This window comes from Acidiferrobacter thiooxydans (genome assembly GCF_003333315.1).
Lineage (GTDB): Bacteria > Pseudomonadota > Gammaproteobacteria > Acidiferrobacterales > Acidiferrobacteraceae > Acidiferrobacter > Acidiferrobacter thiooxydans.
On record NZ_PSYR01000001.1, the window covers coordinates 782327 to 799597 of the forward strand.

General features: G+C 64.4%; 23 protein-coding genes and 1 riboswitch. Of the genes, 15 read left to right on the forward strand and 8 right to left on the reverse strand.

Annotation, left to right across the window (positions count from 1 at the left end; all coding sequences use genetic code 11):
- Window position 1: 1 nt before the first annotated feature.
- The 11 genes from C4900_RS03900 (at window position 2) to rimI (ending at window position 5375) form a co-directional block, all read left to right on the forward strand.
- Window positions 2-706: a YeeE/YedE thiosulfate transporter family protein gene (locus tag C4900_RS03900; RefSeq protein WP_065968734.1), complete on the forward strand. Its 705-nt coding sequence runs from the start codon at window positions 2-4 to the stop codon at window positions 704-706.
- Between the two features lie 4 nt (window positions 707-710).
- Window positions 711-1025 carry a sulfurtransferase TusA family protein gene (locus C4900_RS03905; protein ID WP_083995584.1) on the forward strand — a complete coding sequence of 105 codons (315 nt, stop codon included), beginning with the start codon at window positions 711-713 and terminating at the stop codon, window positions 1023-1025.
- A gap of 12 nt (window positions 1026-1037) precedes the next feature.
- The gene (locus tag C4900_RS03910) at window positions 1038-1307 is read left to right on the forward strand and encodes a hypothetical protein (protein ID WP_141689155.1); all 270 of its coding nucleotides are present in this window, start codon (window positions 1038-1040) and stop codon (window positions 1305-1307) included.
- A 116-nt stretch (window positions 1308-1423) separates the two neighbouring features.
- On the forward strand, window positions 1424-1795 hold the full coding sequence (locus C4900_RS03915) for a hypothetical protein (protein WP_147267114.1): 372 nt from the start codon (window positions 1424-1426) through the stop codon (window positions 1793-1795).
- 2 nt (window positions 1796-1797) lie between these two features.
- Window positions 1798-2679 (forward strand): rhodanese-like domain-containing protein, encoded by an 882-nt coding sequence (locus tag C4900_RS03920; protein WP_065968731.1) that lies wholly within the window; start codon window positions 1798-1800, stop codon window positions 2677-2679.
- A complete protein-coding gene (locus C4900_RS03925; protein ID WP_065968730.1) occupies window positions 2679-2966 on the forward strand; it encodes a hypothetical protein in 288 nt (95 codons plus the stop codon). Before C4900_RS03920 ends, C4900_RS03925 begins: the two co-directional genes overlap by 1 nt.
- A 3-nt stretch (window positions 2967-2969) precedes the next feature.
- Entirely contained in the window at window positions 2970-3245 is a 276-nt protein-coding gene (locus C4900_RS03930; RefSeq protein WP_114282349.1) for a hypothetical protein, read from the forward strand.
- Window positions 3246-3265: 20 nt separating this feature from the next.
- Window positions 3266-3457, forward strand: a complete 192-nt coding sequence (locus C4900_RS03935) for a hypothetical protein (RefSeq protein ID WP_141689153.1) — start codon at window positions 3266-3268, stop codon at window positions 3455-3457.
- A gap of 43 nt (window positions 3458-3500) precedes the next feature.
- Window positions 3501-4151: a c-type cytochrome gene (locus C4900_RS03940; RefSeq protein WP_065968727.1), complete on the forward strand. Its 651-nt coding sequence runs from the start codon at window positions 3501-3503 to the stop codon at window positions 4149-4151.
- A gap of 86 nt (window positions 4152-4237) precedes the next feature.
- The gene (locus tag C4900_RS03945) at window positions 4238-4894 is read left to right on the forward strand and encodes a uracil-DNA glycosylase (protein ID WP_065968726.1); all 657 of its coding nucleotides are present in this window, start codon (window positions 4238-4240) and stop codon (window positions 4892-4894) included.
- On the forward strand, window positions 4887-5375 hold the full coding sequence (gene rimI / locus C4900_RS03950) for a ribosomal protein S18-alanine N-acetyltransferase (protein WP_065968725.1): 489 nt from the start codon (window positions 4887-4889) through the stop codon (window positions 5373-5375). Before C4900_RS03945 ends, rimI begins: the two co-directional genes overlap by 8 nt.
- A gap of 2 nt (window positions 5376-5377) precedes the next feature.
- On the opposite strand, the gene C4900_RS03955 is transcribed toward rimI, so the two are convergent.
- From C4900_RS03955 to C4900_RS03985, 7 genes are all read right to left on the reverse strand, one after another.
- Window positions 5378-5761, reverse strand: a complete 384-nt coding sequence (locus C4900_RS03955) for a fluoride efflux transporter FluC (protein WP_065968724.1) — start codon at window positions 5759-5761, stop codon at window positions 5378-5380.
- Window positions 5762-5854: 93 nt separating this feature from the next.
- Window positions 5855-6142, reverse strand: coding sequence for a DUF190 domain-containing protein (locus C4900_RS03960; protein WP_211306749.1), 288 nt, complete (start codon window positions 6140-6142; stop codon window positions 5855-5857).
- Window positions 6143-6157: 15 nt separating this feature from the next.
- A complete protein-coding gene (locus C4900_RS03965; protein WP_065968752.1) occupies window positions 6158-6529 on the reverse strand; it encodes a fluoride efflux transporter FluC in 372 nt (123 codons plus the stop codon).
- 105 nt (window positions 6530-6634) lie between these two features.
- Window positions 6635-6697: riboswitch (Fluoride riboswitch) on the reverse strand.
- Between the two features lie 107 nt (window positions 6698-6804).
- Window positions 6805-9582, reverse strand: a complete 2778-nt coding sequence (locus C4900_RS03970) for a valine--tRNA ligase (protein ID WP_065968722.1) — start codon at window positions 9580-9582, stop codon at window positions 6805-6807.
- Window positions 9583-9588: 6 nt separating this feature from the next.
- Window positions 9589-9972 carry a hypothetical protein gene (locus C4900_RS03975; protein WP_065968721.1) on the reverse strand — a complete coding sequence of 128 codons (384 nt, stop codon included), beginning with the start codon at window positions 9970-9972 and terminating at the stop codon, window positions 9589-9591.
- Window positions 9969-10373 (reverse strand): DNA polymerase III subunit chi, encoded by a 405-nt coding sequence (locus tag C4900_RS03980; protein WP_065968720.1) that lies wholly within the window; start codon window positions 10371-10373, stop codon window positions 9969-9971. The genes C4900_RS03975 and C4900_RS03980 overlap by 4 nt, the downstream gene beginning before the upstream one ends.
- Window positions 10370-11851 carry a leucyl aminopeptidase gene (locus tag C4900_RS03985; protein WP_114282351.1) on the reverse strand — a complete coding sequence of 494 codons (1482 nt, stop codon included), beginning with the start codon at window positions 11849-11851 and terminating at the stop codon, window positions 10370-10372. Before C4900_RS03985 ends, C4900_RS03980 begins: the two co-directional genes overlap by 4 nt.
- Before the next feature lie 90 nt (window positions 11852-11941).
- Here C4900_RS03985 and lptF point away from each other — a divergent pair, with 90 nt between their 5' ends.
- Window positions 11942-13030, forward strand: a complete 1089-nt coding sequence (lptF, locus tag C4900_RS03990; protein WP_065968718.1) for an LPS export ABC transporter permease LptF — start codon at window positions 11942-11944, stop codon at window positions 13028-13030.
- A complete protein-coding gene (gene lptG, locus C4900_RS03995; protein ID WP_141689152.1) occupies window positions 13012-14079 on the forward strand; it encodes an LPS export ABC transporter permease LptG in 1068 nt (355 codons plus the stop codon). Before lptF ends, lptG begins: the two co-directional genes overlap by 19 nt.
- Here lptG and C4900_RS04000 read toward each other — a convergent pair.
- A complete protein-coding gene (locus tag C4900_RS04000; protein ID WP_147267115.1) occupies window positions 14032-14592 on the reverse strand; it encodes an RDD family protein in 561 nt (186 codons plus the stop codon). The genes lptG and C4900_RS04000 overlap by 48 nt on opposite strands.
- A gap of 225 nt (window positions 14593-14817) precedes the next feature.
- Here C4900_RS04000 and C4900_RS04005 point away from each other — a divergent pair, with 225 nt between their 5' ends.
- Together C4900_RS04005 and C4900_RS04010 are read left to right on the forward strand one after the other, a co-directional pair.
- Window positions 14818-16818, forward strand: coding sequence for a heme lyase CcmF/NrfE family subunit (locus tag C4900_RS04005; protein ID WP_065968715.1), 2001 nt, complete (start codon window positions 14818-14820; stop codon window positions 16816-16818).
- The gene (locus C4900_RS04010) at window positions 16815-17270 is read left to right on the forward strand and encodes a cytochrome c-type biogenesis protein (RefSeq protein ID WP_065968714.1); all 456 of its coding nucleotides are present in this window, start codon (window positions 16815-16817) and stop codon (window positions 17268-17270) included. The genes C4900_RS04005 and C4900_RS04010 overlap by 4 nt, the downstream gene beginning before the upstream one ends.
- Window position 17271 lies beyond the last annotated feature (1 nt).

The following is a 17271-nucleotide window of genomic DNA, read 5'->3' on the forward strand; positions in this document are numbered from 1 at the left end:
CATGATTACCGTAGACGGTCAATGCCTGGCGGCTTTCGTTTTTGGGAGCACCGTCGGGGTGCTCGTGCAAAGGTCGCGCTGGTGCAATACCGCGGCTTTGCGCGACGCCATGCTCTTCAAGAGCTACCGCAATACCAAGGCCTTGCTGGTGGCGATGATGATCCTCACCGTGGGCTTTACGGCCATGATCAGTTTCGGCAACGGCAATCCCATGCGCTTCGATGTCGGGATCAACCAGTTCGTCGGACTGTTTCTGTTTGGCATCGGTATGGTCTTCGCCGGGGCGTGCACGGTGTCGTCGTGGGTCAAGACCGGCGAGGGCAATATCGGCGCCCTGTGGGCCCTGCTGTTTCTCATCGTCGGCCTGTTTCTGTCCTCGCTCATGTGGTCGTTCTCCTACTGGCCGCCTGCCGGACAGACGATGACCGGGCACGCGAACGCCGCCGGCCTGCAGTTCGGCTGGGCAGATGCCCTGACCTTGCAGCGCGATACCGGGATTCCGGCGATCTTTTTCGGTCTCATTCAGACCGCCGCGCTCTATGCCTTGTATCGACGCATCCTGAAGCGCGAGCGCGCGACCCTCGTGGCGGATGGTAAGGCCGAGCCGAGGGTGGCGGCGCCCGTGGCGCCGGCATCGCCGGTACTCGCCAAGACCGCCGACGATGCCGGCGACACATCGGCCGCTCTACCTACCTTAGGAGATTGATGTCATGGGTCTATTCAACCGTAAAGCCGCTCCAACCGCAGCCGTTTCGACGGCGCCTGCCGCGCAGGTGACCTTGGAGGACGGGAACACCTATACGATAAGCCGTGTGGTCGACGTCCTGGGGGATTCCTGCCCACGTCCGCAGCTCATGACCAAAAAGGCCTTGAACGAGGCCGTATCGGGGGCGGTGATAGAGGTCAAGGTGGATAATCCGACGTCCATGGAGGCCTTGCCGACGGTTATGGCGGCGGTCAACGGCACGCATCTCGCGACCCTCAAGGCCGATCGTTATTGGCGCGTCTTCGTGCGCAAGAACTAGGGAGGGTATGCCATGCTTCCTGTTGGTCAAAGGCAGATGCTGACGCTGGCGGTGCTGGTCGGTGTCATGACCATCGGCACCTTCGTGTACATCCTGGCCATGCCCCCGGCCTATCTGCACCGTACGCGCGATGGCGTCGCGTATTTCACGCCGCCTGTCATAAACCCCGTCAACGGCAAGCCGCTGAACGTGAATCGGCTCGCCCAGTACTATAAGGGCAACGTTGCCGCCGGCGTCTACGCCGTAGAAAAGTCCGCGGTCGCGAAGACCACCGGACACTAGGAGGACTTATGGAACTGAACGTGCCAACGATTGCGCAAATCGTCATGTTCATCGTCATGATGTACGTGCTCTATGTGGCCCTGACGACCGACGTATTCTAGGGGTGGGGAGGTCTTATGACAGTAAAAGAAGTGCTTCATGGAGTGACCCTGCCAGATGCGGGCTGTGCGCCGCCGATACAGCAGGCGCGGGCGGCCGCTACGGGTGGCGGAGAGATGACGACCAGCCAGATCCTTCTCTATTGCGGTTCGTGCATCGCCCTGGTGGTGGTCGGCATGTCGTTTCTGATGCGCGCAGCCTCGGTGTCGCCCGAGACGATCAAGCGTTCGGAGACCCCACAGACGGTGGGCCGTTTCGCGCCCATTCCCATGGGCGGCCTGTACGGTACCGTGACGGTCCGTGAGCTCGTGAATTACTACCTCCAGAACCCACCGCCGGCGCGGGGCGCGGCGTTCGTGCCGCGCCTGCCGAAGATCGGGGGCTGCTGACAGTGCATGCCGCGCCGCTTCCGGTGCTCGCCGCGGGCCATGGGGCCGCGCCCAGGGCGTTCGTGGCGCGCACACACCTGCCTTGGCCCTTGCCGGCGCGTAGTGTGGTCATCGATACGCGTCGCCGCGCGGTATGCACGCGCGGGTCGGTGGCGGGCGGTCTCTGCCTGAATCCGCGCATGCTTCTCACCTCGCGCGGCCGACTGGCGAGTTGGCGCAATGTCCGCTGGCTCCTGGGGGCACTGAGGCTGACCGGGGCCGAGACGGCGATCGTGGTTGGCGACCGGATGAGGTCTGAGGATTTCGTGGCCGGCATGTTGTATGTCGCCGGCCAAAGGCGGGTGGAGGTGGTGGCGGATCCGGTGACGGCGTGGCTTGCGCGTCATCCCGGGGCACGCGGCGCGGGCACGACCCGTGGTGTATTCCGTGAGGCCATTTATAGCGCCTGGCCGCGCACGCGGCTCGTGGTATTGCGCCAGGAATTGGCGGCGCGCCTGCGGGCCGGCGGGCGTGGATATCTTCTGGTCGATGGGCGGGCGCGCGGGCGCTACCGCAGGCCTGGCCACATTCCTGGGGCACGATCCCTGCCGATGGCCGATGTAGGGCGCGATCAGGCGGCCGTGCGGGGCCTGATCTCCACCCGGCGTCCGGTGGTGGCCTATGGTGCCGGGCCCTATGGGTCAATAGCCTACTTTGCGCGACTTCGCATGCTTGCGGTGCGCGCGCGCGTGTTGGCGAGCGGCTGGCGGGGTTGGACGCATAGGCGGCACGTGCGCGTAAGCCCCGGCCGGACGGGGGTGCCGACCCCGGATAAGGCCTTGGCGGTGGCGTCGGCGGGTGCCGCCATCATGGTTCTGGCGTGGCGCATGACGAGGAGGCGCTAATGGATATCCTGTTTCTGGTGTCGCGGACTGAATCGGCGCCCCTGCTGCGCGGCTTCCTGCGCGCTTGTGAGCGCCGCCAGATTGAATGCGGCTGTTTCTTTACCGGCCCCGCCGCGCAGCTCGCGTCCGATCCGGAGATCGTAGCCTCCCTGCATGCCGGTCCGGGTTCGGCGGTCTGCGAATATTCCTGGGAGCGCTTTGGGCAGGGACAATGCCCCATCCCGCTCGGGAGCCAGACCGACAACAGCGCCATGACTGCCGCCGCGCGGCGCATCGTGAGTCTCTAGGTCATGGGCACGGCAAAGACAGTGGTGGTCCTGGGTCGACACGATCACACAGAGGCGATGCGCGTGGCCGCCGGACTGACGATATTCGGTCATACGGTGCGCCTGATCCTTATGGGGGGGCCGGTCGCCGACACGCCGGAAAACGCCGTGCAGGCCGAAAGTCTCGAACTCGCCGATGTGCAGCCGGAGACCACGGTCCCCGATCAGGGCCTGCCCTACCTCGATACTGCCGCGCTCGCCACGGCGCTTGCGACCGCCGAGGCTGTCATTTCGCTATGAAGCATCTGGAGGAAAGTCCCATGCGCATCGTGGTTCTCGAGACGGATCTTTTCCCGGACCGACGCGCCATGGACGAGGCCCTGGCGTCTTTGGAGCGGACCCCGACGAGGCATCGTCTGTCCCGTCATGACCTGCGCCCGGCCCTGAGCGAGGGCGAGTGGGATGCCGTGCTCGATGCCATCCTGGCGAGCGATGTGGTTGTGACCGTGTGAGATGGGGGACCGACCTTCGCCTCGGGGTGCGTCCGCCGCTCCTGTGCGCCGCCTCCGAATGGTCATGCTCGCCGCCGTGCTCGCGCCGGTCCTGGCGCATGCCGATCGCAGCCTGCGTTTCCGGTTGGAGGTGGCCTTGTTGGCCCACGAGACGCACCAGGCGGTCCGAGGTCGGGCGTCGGCACGGCTTCTCGCGCGCATCCATAGCGATCTCGGGGTGCTCGGTTTCGAGGCGCGATCCTATTGTGCCAGGGCCGGATGTGATGTCGGGCCGATCAAGGCCCGTATCGGGGTGGCCCGTAAGGCCCTAAGGCGCAAGGCGATGCCTGCAGTATGGTCGGAGATGCGCGCGCTGCGGCGGCGGTTCCCGGTTGATCTGCGCGGCATCCTGCCGCTGCATCCTCAGGGGTATCGTTGGCGCGAGGGCCGATTTCTCTATACCCACCTGTGCGCGACCTGCCATGCCGCGGCGGGCCCTGGGAGCCCGATCCCCAACCTCTTTACGCTGGCACACCGCGAAAAGCCCGCGGATCTGATCGTAGAGATCCTGGCCGGGGTTCGCGGGACGCGCGCCGTAGGCTATGCCAATCCCTTGAGCGGCCGCCAAGTCGCGAGCCTCGCTGACTATCTGACCGCGCCTACGGCAATGCCGGCCGCATCCAGGGGTCCTGAAGGGGCGGCGGCCGGTCATTGAGGGTGTGACAGGGTATACCATCGTCCCGGCACGCCTGCACCGGTAAAATCTCCGCCTATCGGCGTGCGGCCGGTTATACTTCCGGCATGGACAGTCGTAGCGCGCGCCCGTGGCTCAAGGCCATGGGGATCACCGTCTGGCAACGCCGAGAGCCGATCGCAGTCGCGAACGCCCAGGGGCCTTGCGCGGAGGTGGACGGATGGGGGCGCCTGGAGGATGAAGTTCGCTCATGCGTGCGCTGCGGCTTGCATGCCGGGCGCACGCAGACGGTATTTGGGACCGGTCCGCGCACGGCCACATGGTGTTTCGTGGGAGAGGCGCCGGGGGCCGAGGAGGATCGGCGTGGCGCGCCCTTTGTCGGGCGCGCGGGCCAGCTGCTCGATGCTATGCTGCGGGCCCTGGCCCTGGACCGCGAGCAAGTCTTTATCGCCAACGTCTTGAAGTGTCGGCCGCCGGGGAATCGCGACCCGCAGCCATCCGAAGTGGCGGCATGCCTGCCCTATTTACGCGCACAGATTGCCGCCGTGCGGCCCCGGATCGTGGTGGCCCTGGGGCGATTTGCCGCCCAGAGCCTGTTGGCCACGGACCAGCCGCTCGGCAGGCTCCGGGGATCCGTGCATGACTACGAGGGCATCCCGGTGGTGGTGACCTATCATCCGGCCTACCTCTTGCGGCGTCCGGCGGACAAGGTCGCCGCCTGGGCCGACCTGAAACGCGCCCGGGGGGTCGTGGCCGATGAGTAGCTGGCGGCTACCAGCCCAGTCCGCGCGTAACACGCCGTCGCAGATCCGGCTTCGGGCGATGGCCCGCGAGGACCTGCCGTTTGTCATGCAGGTCGAACGGCAGGCCTATGAGTTTCCCTGGACCGAGGGGATATTCCGCGATTGCCTGCGCGTCGGTTACTGCTGCCGGGTGCTCGAGGATGAGGGGCGTCTCGTGGGCCATGGGATCATGGCGGTCGCCGCTGGCGAATGCCATCTGCTGAATATCTGTGTCCACCCGCGCTATCAACGACGCGGGCTTGGGCGGCGGATGCTCAGTCATCTGTTGGATGTTGCGCGTCATGGGCAGGCCAAGATCGCCCTGCTCGAGGTGCGGCGCTCCAACAAGGCCGCCTACGCGCTCTATTACGGCCTTGGATTCAATGAGATCGGTCTGCGCAAGAACTATTACCCGACGCGTCACGGCCGGGAAGACGCCCTGGTGCTGGCCTGCGATCTGTGATGTTATCCGCCCGAGATGCTGCGTGATAGCCAGGCGCCGAAGGTCGTGGCCGCGAGACCCAGCACCACCGACCCCAGGAGGTAGCTCATCCCCAGGATCCAGGCCCCGTGCTCGATGAGCCCCACTGCCCCGAAGGTGTAGGTCGAGAAGGTGGTATAGGCCCCGAGGAAACCTGTCAGCAGGCCGGTACGCAGCTCCGGACTTATGCTGATACGCTCCAGGGTCTCGAAGAACAGAAAGCCCATCGCAAACGAGCCCAGCAGGTTGATCGACAGGATATCCCACGGAAAGGGACCGCCCACGACGTGCGCTACGACCAGCGCCTGCAGATAGCGGGCGATGGCGCCGAAGATGGCAAACACCGCGATGAATGCCAGGGTCTTCATGGGCGGCACCCATGGCGTGTGTTATGGAGTCTTCGGTCCAGGGAGTGGATAGGCGCTGCTGGTCGCCCCCTTACAGGCATAGCGCGGGCCACTTCACAATGTGTTCGGGGGAACGAGCCCGCGCAGCGCGGCGAGCGCCGCGGCGACCGCCTCGGGGGTGTCGAAAAATTCGATGACGAGCGGCAGGCGCGCGGTCATACGCAAAAGGTCGGCGGCATGGATCTCGCCATGGACCCCGAACCCGGCGACGCCGCGGAATACCGTCACGCCTTGGATCTTGTGCTGATCCTGGAGCAGGGCGAAGATCTGCTTCATGACATCGAGGCCGTCGGCGTGGTCGCCCTCGCGAATATAGATGCGCGCGATTTCAATCGCCTTCATGCGACTCCCTCCCCCTCACAGACGAGGCGCGCTCAGCGCCCCGAGAAGCACGCCACCAACCCCAAGGGCGAGTGACGTCGCGACATACGCAAGACCCCGTAGCACCTGTCCCTCTTCCACGAGCAGCAGGGTCTCGAGCGAGAAGGTGGAGAAGGTCGTGTAGGTGCCGATGCCGCCTACGATCACCCCGGTGCGCAACGCCGCACTCACTGGTACCCCGTGGACGAGCGTGTAGGAGAGGAGGCCTATGAGAAACGAGCCCATGACGTTGATCGAGAGCGTAGCCCACGGGAAGTCGCGCCCGAGGAGGCGTTGGACCACGAGGTTCTGTCCATAACGCAACCATGCCCCAAGCACAGCAAAGCAGGCGATCCACACAAAAGTCACCGGTCCTCCTCGGCGGCCGAGACGCGGGGTTTGGTCAGGCCCATGGGGGCGCAGGATCGATCGGGGGTGGCGAATGGATAAGCGCACCCACATTTCCGATACCCGGAAATCGTAGGCATCATCAGCCGCGAGGGCGGTTATAGGTAGGCTGCCATCTCCCGCAAGACGCCGGCCAGTCTACCGGCGGCAAGCCACGGGCGCAAGCCTGAGCCTGCCTGATGCGCCGCCGATACCCGTGTGCTGTGCCCCGCCCCCATCGCTGCGTGAGAATGAGGTTAACCAGAGAGTCGCGCCATGTGCGTCTCCTGCTCGGAGAGCTTGTGCAGGCGCTCTTCGAAGTCTGCAAGCCGCCGACGTTCCTCGTCGACCACCGCCGCCGGCGCGCGCTCGACAAAGTCGGGCCGCCCGAGCTTGGCGCGCGCGCGCCCGATCTCGCGTTCGATCTTCTCGATCTCCTTGGCGAGGCGGCGCAGTTCAGCGGCCTTGTCGATCAGCCCTGCGAGAGGGATGAGGACACGTACCGTCCCGGCCAATCCGACTGCTGATTCCGGCGTCACGGTATCGGCGGCGAGGTGCGTGATTTCCGAAATCCGTGCGAGCGTCATGATCGTCCGCTCGTGGGTCCGTACGAGTTCCATCAGGTGCTGGGCGCCATCCAGGATTACCGGGATACGGGCGCTGGGCGCGATGTTGATTTCGCCCCGGATGGTGCGCACGGTACTGATGATGCCCATGAGTGCCTGCATATCGGCGGTCGCGCGTGCATCGATGCGGCTTTCGTCGCAGCGTGGGTAGGGGGCGCGCATGATGGTGGCCCCGCCGCGGCCGCATAGCGGCGCTACCCGTTTCCACAGGGTTTCGGTGATGAAGGGCATGAACGGATGCAGGAGCCGCAGGGCGGTCTCCAGTACGCGCACCAGTGTGCGGCGCGTGCCGCGGGCCGCGGGCGCGTCGGCGTCGGCGAGGACGGTCTTCGACCACTCAAGATACCAGCTGCAGTATTCATCCCATATGAAGCCGTAGAGGGCCTGCGTGGCGAGATCGAAGCGGTAGGTGGCAAACGCCTCCTCGACCGCGCGCTCGGTCTCTTGGAGGCGGGATATGATCCAGCGATCCCCGATGTCGAGGACATAATCCCCTTCATTGCCGCAGTCCGCATTTTCGGTATTCAGCAATACGAAGCGCGCGGCGTTCCAGAGCTTGTTGCAGAAGCTGCGGTAGCCGTCGATGCGCGCGCGGTCGAAGTTGATGTTCCGGCCCTGGGTGGCGAGGCTCGCAAAGGTCATGCGCAGGGCATCAGTGCCGTAGGGTGGTATGCCGTCGGGATATTCGCGTTCGGTGGCCCGACGGATCTCCTCGGCCTTGGCCGGCTGCATGAGCCCGCTCGTGCGTTTGGCGATGAGATCCGGGAGGCTTATGCCGTCTATGAGATCGATCGGATCGATCACGTTGCCGCGCGACTTCGACATCTTCTGGCCCTTGGCATCCAGCACTAGACCGTGGACATAGACCTCGCGAAACGGGACGTCGCCCGTGAACTTGAGGCCCATCATGATCATGCGCGCCACCCAAAAGAAGATGATGTCAAACCCGGTTACGAGCACGCGGGTGGGGTAAAAGCGCGCCAGGGCCTCGGTCCGGTCCGGCCAGCCGAGCGTCGAAAATGGCCACAGGGCCGAGGAGAACCAGGTATCGAGGACATCCGGATCCTGCGTGAGCGTGACATCCGCGCCTAGCCCGTAGCGTGCGCGCGCCTCGTCTTCGCTGCGCGCGACGTATATCCGTCCGGCATCGTCATACCAGGCGGGGATGCGGTGCCCCCACCAGATCTGGCGCGAAATGCACCAGTCCTTGATGTTGCGCATCCATTCGTAATAGGTCTTGTCCCAGTTCTCGGGCACAAAGCGGATACGGCCGTCCTCCACTGCCGCGAGCGCCGGCTGGGCGAGGTCGGCGGTGCGCACGTACCATTGGTCCGTGAGCCAAGGCTCGATCACCGCCCCGCTGCGTTCGCCGCGTGGGACCTTGAGCTTATGGGGCTGCACCCGTTCCAGGAGCCCTGCGGCCTCGAGGTCGGCCACGATCCGCTGCCTTGCCTGCTCGCGGCCGAGCCCGTGATAGGGTGAGCCCGGCAACTGGATATGCGCGGCCTTGTCTAGGATATTGGTGAGCGCCAACCCATGGCGTTGGCCGACCTCGTAGTCATTGAAGTCATGCGCCGGCGTGATCTTCACGCAGCCCGATCCAAAAGCCGGGTCGACGTAGTCATCGGCGATGATGGGAATTTCGCGTGCGGTCAGCGGGAGGCTTACGGTCTGCCCGACGAGCTGCCGGTAACGCGGGTCGTCGGGATGCACGGCCACCGCCTCATCGCCGAGCAGGGTCTCGGGGCGGGTGGTGGCGACCACCAGATGCCCCCCGGAGGGCAACGGATAACGGATGTGCCAGAGATGACCATCTTCCTCCTCGGCCGTGACCTCGAGATCCGAGACCGCCGTCTCGAGCTGCGGGTCCCAGTTCACGAGCCGCTGCCCGCGATAGATGAGTCCCTCATCGTACAGTCGGACGAACACCTCGCGCACCGCGCGCGACAGTCCTTCGTCGAGTGTGAAGCGTTCGCGCGACCAGTCGACCGACGCCCCCATACGCCGCAACTGTTCGCTGATACGTCCGCCGGAGCGCGCCTTCCAGTCCCAGACTGCCTCGAGGAACCGTTTGCGACCCAAGGCCACGCGGCTTTCGCCGGTCGCCTCCAACTGCCGTTCGACGACCATCTGCGTGGCGATGCCGGCATGGTCGGTGCCAGGCTGCCAGAGGGTGTCGTCGCCGCGCATCCGGTGGTAGCGCGTGAGCGCGTCCATGATGGTGTCCTGGAAGGCATGGCCCATGTGCAGGCTGCCAGTCACGTTGGGCGGGGGGATGACGATGCAATACCCGGGCCCGTGTCCGGAAGGCGCGAACACGCCGCTCGCCTCCCATTGGGCGTAGATGGCCTTTTCTATCTCGCCGGGCTCGTAACTCTTGGCGAGGGTGTGTGGCAATGGGTCTGTCATCTCGTGTCAGGTCAGTTCTTGAAGGGCTTGCGCCAGTGCGTGTTCGAGGGTTGCCATCATAGCAGGGTCGAGCGGATCGTTCCCATCGGCGCGCCACAGGGTATCGACGCGCTGGACGATCGTCGCTGCGCGTATGTGCGCGGAAAGCGTCTCGCGATCGGCGGCCCCGGGATCGGGCGTGGCGGGCAGACGCGCGACCACGTTACTCAGGGTTGGTATGGGGGCGCCCACGGCGTGCGGCCGGATGTCCGGTCGGCTCGGGTTGGCAATCACCGCCGTCAGGACCGGAATACCGTCGTCACCGATCGTGGCATCGTCTTGCAGGTCGGCGGCCAGTGCACGCAGGCCTGCGAGGATGTCCGGCAGCGGTTCATGGCGGATGCGGGTCATGGGAGGTTATGGACGACCGGTTCCAGACCCTGGCGGCGGTAGTGACGAAACCGTGCGCGTGACCGTTCCTTCTCGCTGTCAGTGGCCCCCACGGCCTCGAGCACGCGCGCAAAGGCCGTCACCGAGGGCGGGGCGTCGGCGGTCAATGGGACCAGGCAGTCCCCCGCATGCGGAAGCTCGGCACCAATGAGCACTGGCTCATCTGCGAGACCCGCCGGCGCGTGCGGCACGAAGCTCGTATCGGAAAATGTCCACAGCCGCTCGTCCCATAGGCCGATCTCGTCTTTTGGGACCCACAGGAACACGCGGTGGCCGTGCCTATGGGCGGTCTCCACGAGTCGGCACGCCAGTGTATCGCGCGCCAGTCCGTCACCGCCGAGATAAAAATCGACGCGCGTCATGCCGGCCGCGCGCGGCGCCTCAGGAATTCCATGAGCAATGGGATCGGCCGCCCGGTGGCGCCCTTGTCCTTGCCGCCCTTGTAGGCGATGCCTGCGATATCGAGATGCGCCCAGGGATAGGCCTCGGTGAAGCGCGACAGGAAGCAGGCGGCGGTGATGGTCCCGGCCTCGCGACCGCCGATATTGGCCATATCCGCGAAATTCGAGTCGAGCTGCTTTTGGTATTCTTCCCATAGCGGCAGCGGCCAGACGCGGTCGGTCGCGTGCTGGCCGGCCTGCTCCAGTTCGTGTCCGAGGGCCTCGTTGTTGCCCATGAGGCCGCCGGCCTGGGCGCCGAGGGCGATGACGCAGGCCCCGGTTAGCGTGGCGATGTCGATGACCGCGGCCGGCTTGAATCGCTCGGCGTAGGTGAGCGCGTCGCACAGGATCAACCGGCCTTCGGCGTCGGTATTCAGGATCTCGATCGTCTGACCGGACAGGCTCGTCACGATATCGCCGGGCTTGATAGCGCTCCCCCCGGGGAGGTTTTCGGTCGTCGGCACGATGCCCACGAGATTGATCGGCAGCCTCATGTCGGCCGCAGCCTGCATGACGGCCAATACCGTCGCCGCCCCACACATGTCGAATTTCATCTCATCCATGTTGGCCGGCGGCTTCAGGGAGATACCCCCGGAGTCGAAGGTCACGCCCTTGCCGACGAGCGCGATGGGGGCGCCGGTGCCATTCCCGTGATACTCGAGGACGATGAGTTTGGCGGGCTCATGCGTTCCGCGCGCTACCGCCAGCAGCGCGCCCATCCCCAGGGTTTCCATGTCGCTCTTTTCGAGCACGCTGACCTTGAGGGCATGGCGCGTGGCGAGCGTCTGGGCCTGCTCGGCGAGATAGGATGGTGTGCACATATTGCCCGGGAGGTTGGCGAGATCTTTGGCAAACGACATGGCGTGCGCGATCGCGGCACCGGCGGCCAGGGCGTCGCGCGCGCTCGTTTCGGACCCGCCGGGCGTACTGAAGACACACGACTGCGGCTGCGTGCGCGCCGGGGCCCGGGTCTTGAGCCGGTCGAAGCGGTAGAGGGCATCTTCGGTGGCCACCACGGCCTGTTCAAGGGCCCAGACCGGCGAACGGTCCTTGACCGGGACCGACGGCAAGAAGTTCGCAATGGTCGTGACGTGCAAGTCGGCTGCCGACAGCGCCGCGCGTGCCACGGCCTCTTTGTACTGCATCGGTTTGCATTCGCCGGCCGCGCCCATGCCCACGAGCAGGATGCGCTCGGCCTTGCCGACCGCGCGCAATAGCGGCAGCGTCTGTCCGGGTTTGCCTTCGATGTCGCCCCGTTGCACAATGGCCGCGATCTCGCCGCCAAGGATGCGGTCGATGGCCGCGGCGGCCTCCGAGAGTCCACGGTTTTCGTGGATACCCACGATCAGGCATTCCGTGGCCAATTGATCAGGAGTTTCTTGAGTGAGGGCGTATTCCATAGGGCTCGGGGATCTCGGGTTAAGTGTTGGTTACGGGAGCGCCGTCGTGCGCGGTTCCATGATAAACCGCTTACGGCGCCAGCAAAAGCCGTGATAGTCCACAAAGCCTTTTACCGCGAGGCGACGCAAACCACGTTGCTCGTGACCTTGACGTTCCTGACCCTCTATCTTGTGGTCAGTCTGGTAAAGCTCTTGAGCCAGGCGGCGAGCGGCGAGTTTCCTGCGCATATCGTGTTCCTGCTGCTCGCCCTGGAGCTCCTCAAAAACCTCGCGATGATACTGCCGTTGACGGTCTTTATCGGACTTTTGCTGACCATGGCGCGCTGGTATCGGGATAGCGAGGTGACAGTGTTGGCGGCCTGCGGGATCGGGCTTACGCGGCTCTTGCGTCCGACCATGGTGTGGACCGGTGTCGTGGCCACTGTGGTGGCGGCCATCGCGTTTTATCTGGCGCCCATGGCGGCGCTCCTGCTCCACAAGATCAAGCTCGAAAATACCTCCGCTTACACCGCCGGCATCATCCCCGGGCGCTTCAATCATACGAGAAACGGGCGGGCCATCTTCTATGTCGGGCGCGTCGGGTCGAGTGGGCGCCTGCATGATATCTTCGTGAGCCGCACGCAGTTCGGCAAGGGTGGGGTGCTGATCGCCAAGCGCGGTTACGAGTTCAAGAACCGCCACACCGGCGCGCGTTTTCTCGTGCTGCTAAACGGTCGCCGTTACCAAGGGATTCCCGGCCAGGCCAATTACCGGATCCTGCGCTATCGCACTTATGCGTTGCGCATAAAGCGGCGACCATTCACGCCGGTCATGACCGGGCTCACCCGCGATGAGGTCCCGACCCTGCGCCTGCTGCGTTCCTCGAATCCGCGGGCGATCGCTGAATGGCAGTGGCGTCTGGCGCAGCCCCTGTCGCTTTTCATATTGGCGCCATTGGCGCTGGTCTTTGCCTACACCGACTCCCGCAAAGGGGCCTTTGCCCCGCTGTTTGCCGCGGTCCTTGCCTATTTCTCGTATGCCAACCTGCTGAGCATCGCCCACGCCCTGTTGGCGCGCGGACAGGAGCCGGCATGGCTCGGGTTGTGGTGGGTCCATGCCGTGTTCGCGGCGCTTGCGGCGGCGTTCTTCGCCCGGCGCGCCGCCGGTAAGGGGCTTTTGCCGTGGGGTCTATTCCGCTGATGCGCATCCTCTATACCTACATTGCGCGGCGCCTGATCCTGAGTACGGGTCTTGTGTTGAGCGTATTCGTAGGCCTGTTTCTGTTCTTCGATCTCGTGACCACCCTGGACCATATCCACCACGGGGGGTTTTCGCGGCTGTTCATGATCCTTCTGCTAGGGGTCCCGGCCAAGATCTCCATGCTCTTCCCGATGTCGGCGCTGGTCGGGGCTACCCTCGGGCTGTCATCGCTTGCCATAGATGGCGAACTGACCGCCATGCGCGCCGCCGGGGTGTCGGTCGGGCGCATCGCCTACGCGGCCCTAAGGGCGGCGCTCGCGCTCGGTCTTGTGGCGGCGTTGCTCGGGGATTTTCTCGGGCCCAAGGCGGCCTCGCTCGCGCGCCGGGAGCAGGCCCAGGCCGCCGGACTGGGGGCGGCCGTGAATGCCCAAGGGCTATGGTTGAAGGAAGGGCACAGTTTCGTGGATATCGGCGAGGTCCTGCCCGATCTTAGTATCCTGCGGCTTACGATCTATCGTTTTCATCACGGGCGGCTCGCACATGAGTTGTTCGCGGCCAGTGGCCGTTACCACAATGGCCGCTGGCGATTGCGGGGGGTTTCCGAGACCCTGTTTCGCCGGCAACGGCTGATCGTGAAGACCAGCCGACGAGGCTATTGGCATGGGATTGCGCCGAGCCTTCTGTCGGTATTCGCGGTCAATCCGCATGCCCTGTCGCTGGTCGACCTATTTCGTTATATCCGCCACCTACAACGCAACCAGCAGGCCACCACCCATTACCAGTTGGTGTTCTGGTACAAGGTGTTGGCGCCGCTTACGACCGCCGCCATGGTGCTGTTGGCGGTGCCGTTCGTCTTTCGACACGGGCGCCATGGAGGGCTCGGGTTCCGCCTGTTTCTGGCGGTCGTGCTCGGGCTGATTTTTTACGTCGTCAACCGCGGCTTTGGTGATCTCACGCTGCTCTACCACTGGCCGCCCCTGCTCGGGGCGGCGGTGCCTACGCTAGGACTGACCCTGGTCTGCGTGGGTTTTCTCGCCCGCGCCGGGTGATTTCGGAATGAACAGCACCCGTGTCCCGCTCAGGCGATCGTGCAGGGCCTGCGCCTCGGGATCGAAAAATATCCAGAAATAGGCGGCGCCAAACAGCGCCAGCGCAAAGGCCGCCATGTGATAACGCCCCTCGAAGGCGAGCGCGAAACCTTCGATCAGCGAGGCCCACCACAGAAGCGCCAGCACGTAACGCACCCCAGCGCGCGCGACACTCAAATGGCCGTGCGCGGCGCGCAGGCTCAGACGCCAGGCGCGCATTCCAAAGGTCTGACCCGACCTCATCCAGGCGCGCCCGAAATAGGCGAACCCCACCAGCGGCAGATAGATGCGCAGCACGATCTGTAGCGCCGAACTTTGCAGTTCATTGGCGATGGCGAACACGATGGCGATCGGCGCGGCGGCCGCCACCCACAACGCCAGGAGCAGGAACGCGTCGAAGGAATTGGCGCCCATGCGTCGCACGAGGGCACTCGTACGTCCGGGAGGGGAACTGACCGCCTCATCCGTGTTCAAAGGGTAATCAATCCGAGAGAAGCGCAGGAGGCATGCCGCTCCGTCCGATCCACACCAGGTTTATGCACAGGGTTACGCACCATTTTTGTCGATATCTTTATCGTGTGTTAAAGGGGGCCTCATACTATACGAGGCGTCTTGTTTGAGATACCCTTGCGACCGGATCGTGGCCTTGGCGGCGCTGTTCTCGGGTCGTTCCGGTCTTCTCGCTATAGGGGTGCAGGTATGGTATCAGGTGTTTCGCTAAATCTCATCGAGCTCGGTCATTTCGCGGCGTACCTCGCGTTTTTCGTCGCCATAACTCAGGCCCTTGCGCCAGTGGCGGCACGCGTGTTCAAGGCCCCGGGCCTGCGCACGCTGTCTGTCAACGGTGCGACGCTGTTGTTCCTTTTGACGACAGTCGGCGCCTTGACCATCCTCTACTCGCTTCTCACCAACAATTTTTCCGTGCTCTACGTCGCGAGCAACTCGAATACGCACCTGCCGACTTTCTATAAGATTGCGGCCTTGTGGGGCGGACACCGTGGCTCGCTCTATCTTTGGGTATGGATCATGACCGGTTACACGGCGGCGGTCGCCCACCACGGGCGCTCGCGGTATCCCGATCGGCTGCCGGTCATCATGGCCGTCGAGGGCGCGCTCATCGCCGGCTTCTACGGTCTCGTGTTGTTCTTGTCCGATCCGTTCACGCGGCTCTTTCCGATCCCGCCGCAGGGCCAGAACATGAATCCGCTGCTCCAGGATCCAGGTATGGTCATCCATCCCCCGATGCTCTATATGGGCTATGTCGGGTTTTCCATACCGTTTTCGTTTGCGGTGGCGGCACTGCTCACCAATTGGAGGAGTGAGCTCTGGATAGGGCACACACGCCGCTGGGCGCTGTTTGCCTGGGGCTTTCTCACCGCCGGGATCATATTCGGCGCATGGTGGTCGTATTATGTGCTCGGCTGGGGCGGATATTGGGGCTGGGATCCGGTCGAAAATGCCTCGTTCATGCCGTGGCTTATGGGCACCGCGCTGATTCATTCGATCTCGGTGCAGGAGCGGCGACGCATGCTCCATACCTGGAATATCTTCCTGATCATCACGACCTTCGCCCTGTCACTGCTCGGTACCTTCCTGGTGCGATCCGGGGTATTGGCCTCGGTGCATGCCTTCTCGGCGGCGCCCGGGCAGGGGGTTTACCTCCTTACCTTCATGGTGGTGGTGTTGACGCTGGCGTTTGGCCTGTTTCTCGTCAAGGGTGGTTACCAGCAGGCCGAGGAATCGTTCATTTCGCCTTTCTCGCGCGAGTCGATGTTCATCTGGAACAACGTCATTTTCACCGTGGCGTGCGCGTCGGTCCTACTGGGCACCCTGTATCCCTTGTTCCTGCAGGCCGCGACCGGGGCGCGCATCAGTGTCGGGCCTCCGTATTTCGATCTCGTCATGGTGCCGATCTTCCTTGTCATGCTGGTGGTCATGGCCATAGGGCCGCTCGTTTCCTGGCGTAAAGCGAATGTCGCGAAGCTGCGCGGCCGGCTCGTGGTGCCGGTACTCGTGGGTGTGGCGTTCGCGGCGTTGGTGGCGATCGTGTGGGCCCCCGTCTATTGGACCGCACCCGTGGCCGTGGGCCTCGTGGCGTTCGTGGCAACCACCATAGCCGCTAATGTCGCGCGTGCCGTGGCGCAGCGTCGCAAGCAGCATCATGAGGGTCCTGCGCGGGCGTTCATGGCGACCGTGCTCGGCAATCGCCGACACTACGGCGGCATGATCGTCCATATGGGCATCCTCGTGATCGTGATCGGGCTCACAGGCTCCGGGCTTTTCGCAAAAAGCAAGCTCGTCATGATGGCCCCGGGCGATGTGCTGCAGGTCGCGCACGAGCGCGTTCGTTTTGACGGCACGCGCAACGTGCGCGGTCCCGACTACACGGCAGTGCAAGGGCGTCTTACGATCCTGAACAACGGTGCGCATCTGCGTCCCGAGCAGCGCGTGTTCTTCGGGAGTCCGATGCAGGTGGAGCGTCCGAGCGTGAATTCGACGCCGTTGCGTGATGTCTATGTGGACATCGGCGATGAGCATGACGGCAAGTGGGAGATTCACCTGTTCGTCAATCCGCTCGTGAATTTCATATGGACGGGTGGCGGGATCGTAATCGCGGGCCTCGCGTTTTCGCTGAGCGATTACGTCCGCCGTCGCAAGCGGGTGGCCGTGACCTCGGGAGCCGTGGCCAGCCACTCATGAAACGCTTGGCGTGGATGGTCCTTTTGTGGGCATGGCTTGCGCCGAGCATGGCGGCGACGGTGGTGCATGAGAGCGTGATCCATCGCCGCGAGATCGCGATCGCGAAGAAGCTGCGGTGCACGGTCTGTCAGGCGGAGTCGTTGGCCGTCTCTCAGGCCGGCATCGCCGCCGACATGCGCAAGCTCATCCGCCAGAAGCTGCGCGCGGGGCAGACGCCGGCGCAGATTCGCGCGTATTTCGTGAAGCGCTATGGCGATTACATCCTGCTAAAGCCTCCCTTTGATCCGCTTGGCGCCATTCTGTGGATATGGCCGTTTGCGCTGGCCGCGGTGTTCGGCGGAGTTGCCATCGCGGTGATGCGCCGCCGTGCGCGCGCGCCCATGCCTCCCTCAGCCCCGGAGCTTGGGCCGGAAGATCAGGCCCGTATCGAGGCCCTTACGCGTCAGGAGTAGT

Coding starts and splice junctions, on each gene's coding strand:
- C4900_RS03900 (WP_065968734.1), top strand. CDS start 2: ATGATTACCGTAGACGGTCAATGCCTGGCGGCTTTCGTTTTTGGGAGC.
- C4900_RS03905 (WP_083995584.1), top strand. CDS start 711: ATGGGTCTATTCAACCGTAAAGCCGCTCCAACCGCAGCCGTTTCGACG.
- C4900_RS03910 (WP_141689155.1), top strand. CDS start 1,038: ATGCTTCCTGTTGGTCAAAGGCAGATGCTGACGCTGGCGGTGCTGGTC.
- C4900_RS03915 (WP_147267114.1), top strand. CDS start 1,424: ATGACAGTAAAAGAAGTGCTTCATGGAGTGACCCTGCCAGATGCGGGC.
- C4900_RS03925 (WP_065968730.1), top strand. CDS start 2,679: ATGGATATCCTGTTTCTGGTGTCGCGGACTGAATCGGCGCCCCTGCTG.
- C4900_RS03930 (WP_114282349.1), top strand. CDS start 2,970: ATGGGCACGGCAAAGACAGTGGTGGTCCTGGGTCGACACGATCACACA.
- C4900_RS03935 (WP_141689153.1), top strand. CDS start 3,266: ATGCGCATCGTGGTTCTCGAGACGGATCTTTTCCCGGACCGACGCGCC.
- C4900_RS03945 (WP_065968726.1), top strand. CDS start 4,238: ATGGACAGTCGTAGCGCGCGCCCGTGGCTCAAGGCCATGGGGATCACC.
- rimI (WP_065968725.1), top strand. CDS start 4,887: ATGAGTAGCTGGCGGCTACCAGCCCAGTCCGCGCGTAACACGCCGTCG.
- C4900_RS03955 (WP_065968724.1), bottom strand. CDS start 5,761: ATGAAGACCCTGGCATTCATCGCGGTGTTTGCCATCTTCGGCGCCATC.
- C4900_RS03960 (WP_211306749.1), bottom strand. CDS start 6,142: ATGAAGGCGATTGAAATCGCGCGCATCTATATTCGCGAGGGCGACCAC.
- C4900_RS03970 (WP_065968722.1), bottom strand. CDS start 9,582: ATGACAGACCCATTGCCACACACCCTCGCCAAGAGTTACGAGCCCGGC.
- C4900_RS03975 (WP_065968721.1), bottom strand. CDS start 9,972: ATGACCCGCATCCGCCATGAACCGCTGCCGGACATCCTCGCAGGCCTG.
- C4900_RS03980 (WP_065968720.1), bottom strand. CDS start 10,373: ATGACGCGCGTCGATTTTTATCTCGGCGGTGACGGACTGGCGCGCGAT.
- C4900_RS03985 (WP_114282351.1), bottom strand. CDS start 11,851: ATGGAATACGCCCTCACTCAAGAAACTCCTGATCAATTGGCCACGGAA.
- C4900_RS04005 (WP_065968715.1), top strand. CDS start 14,818: ATGGTATCAGGTGTTTCGCTAAATCTCATCGAGCTCGGTCATTTCGCG.
- C4900_RS04010 (WP_065968714.1), top strand. CDS start 16,815: ATGAAACGCTTGGCGTGGATGGTCCTTTTGTGGGCATGGCTTGCGCCG.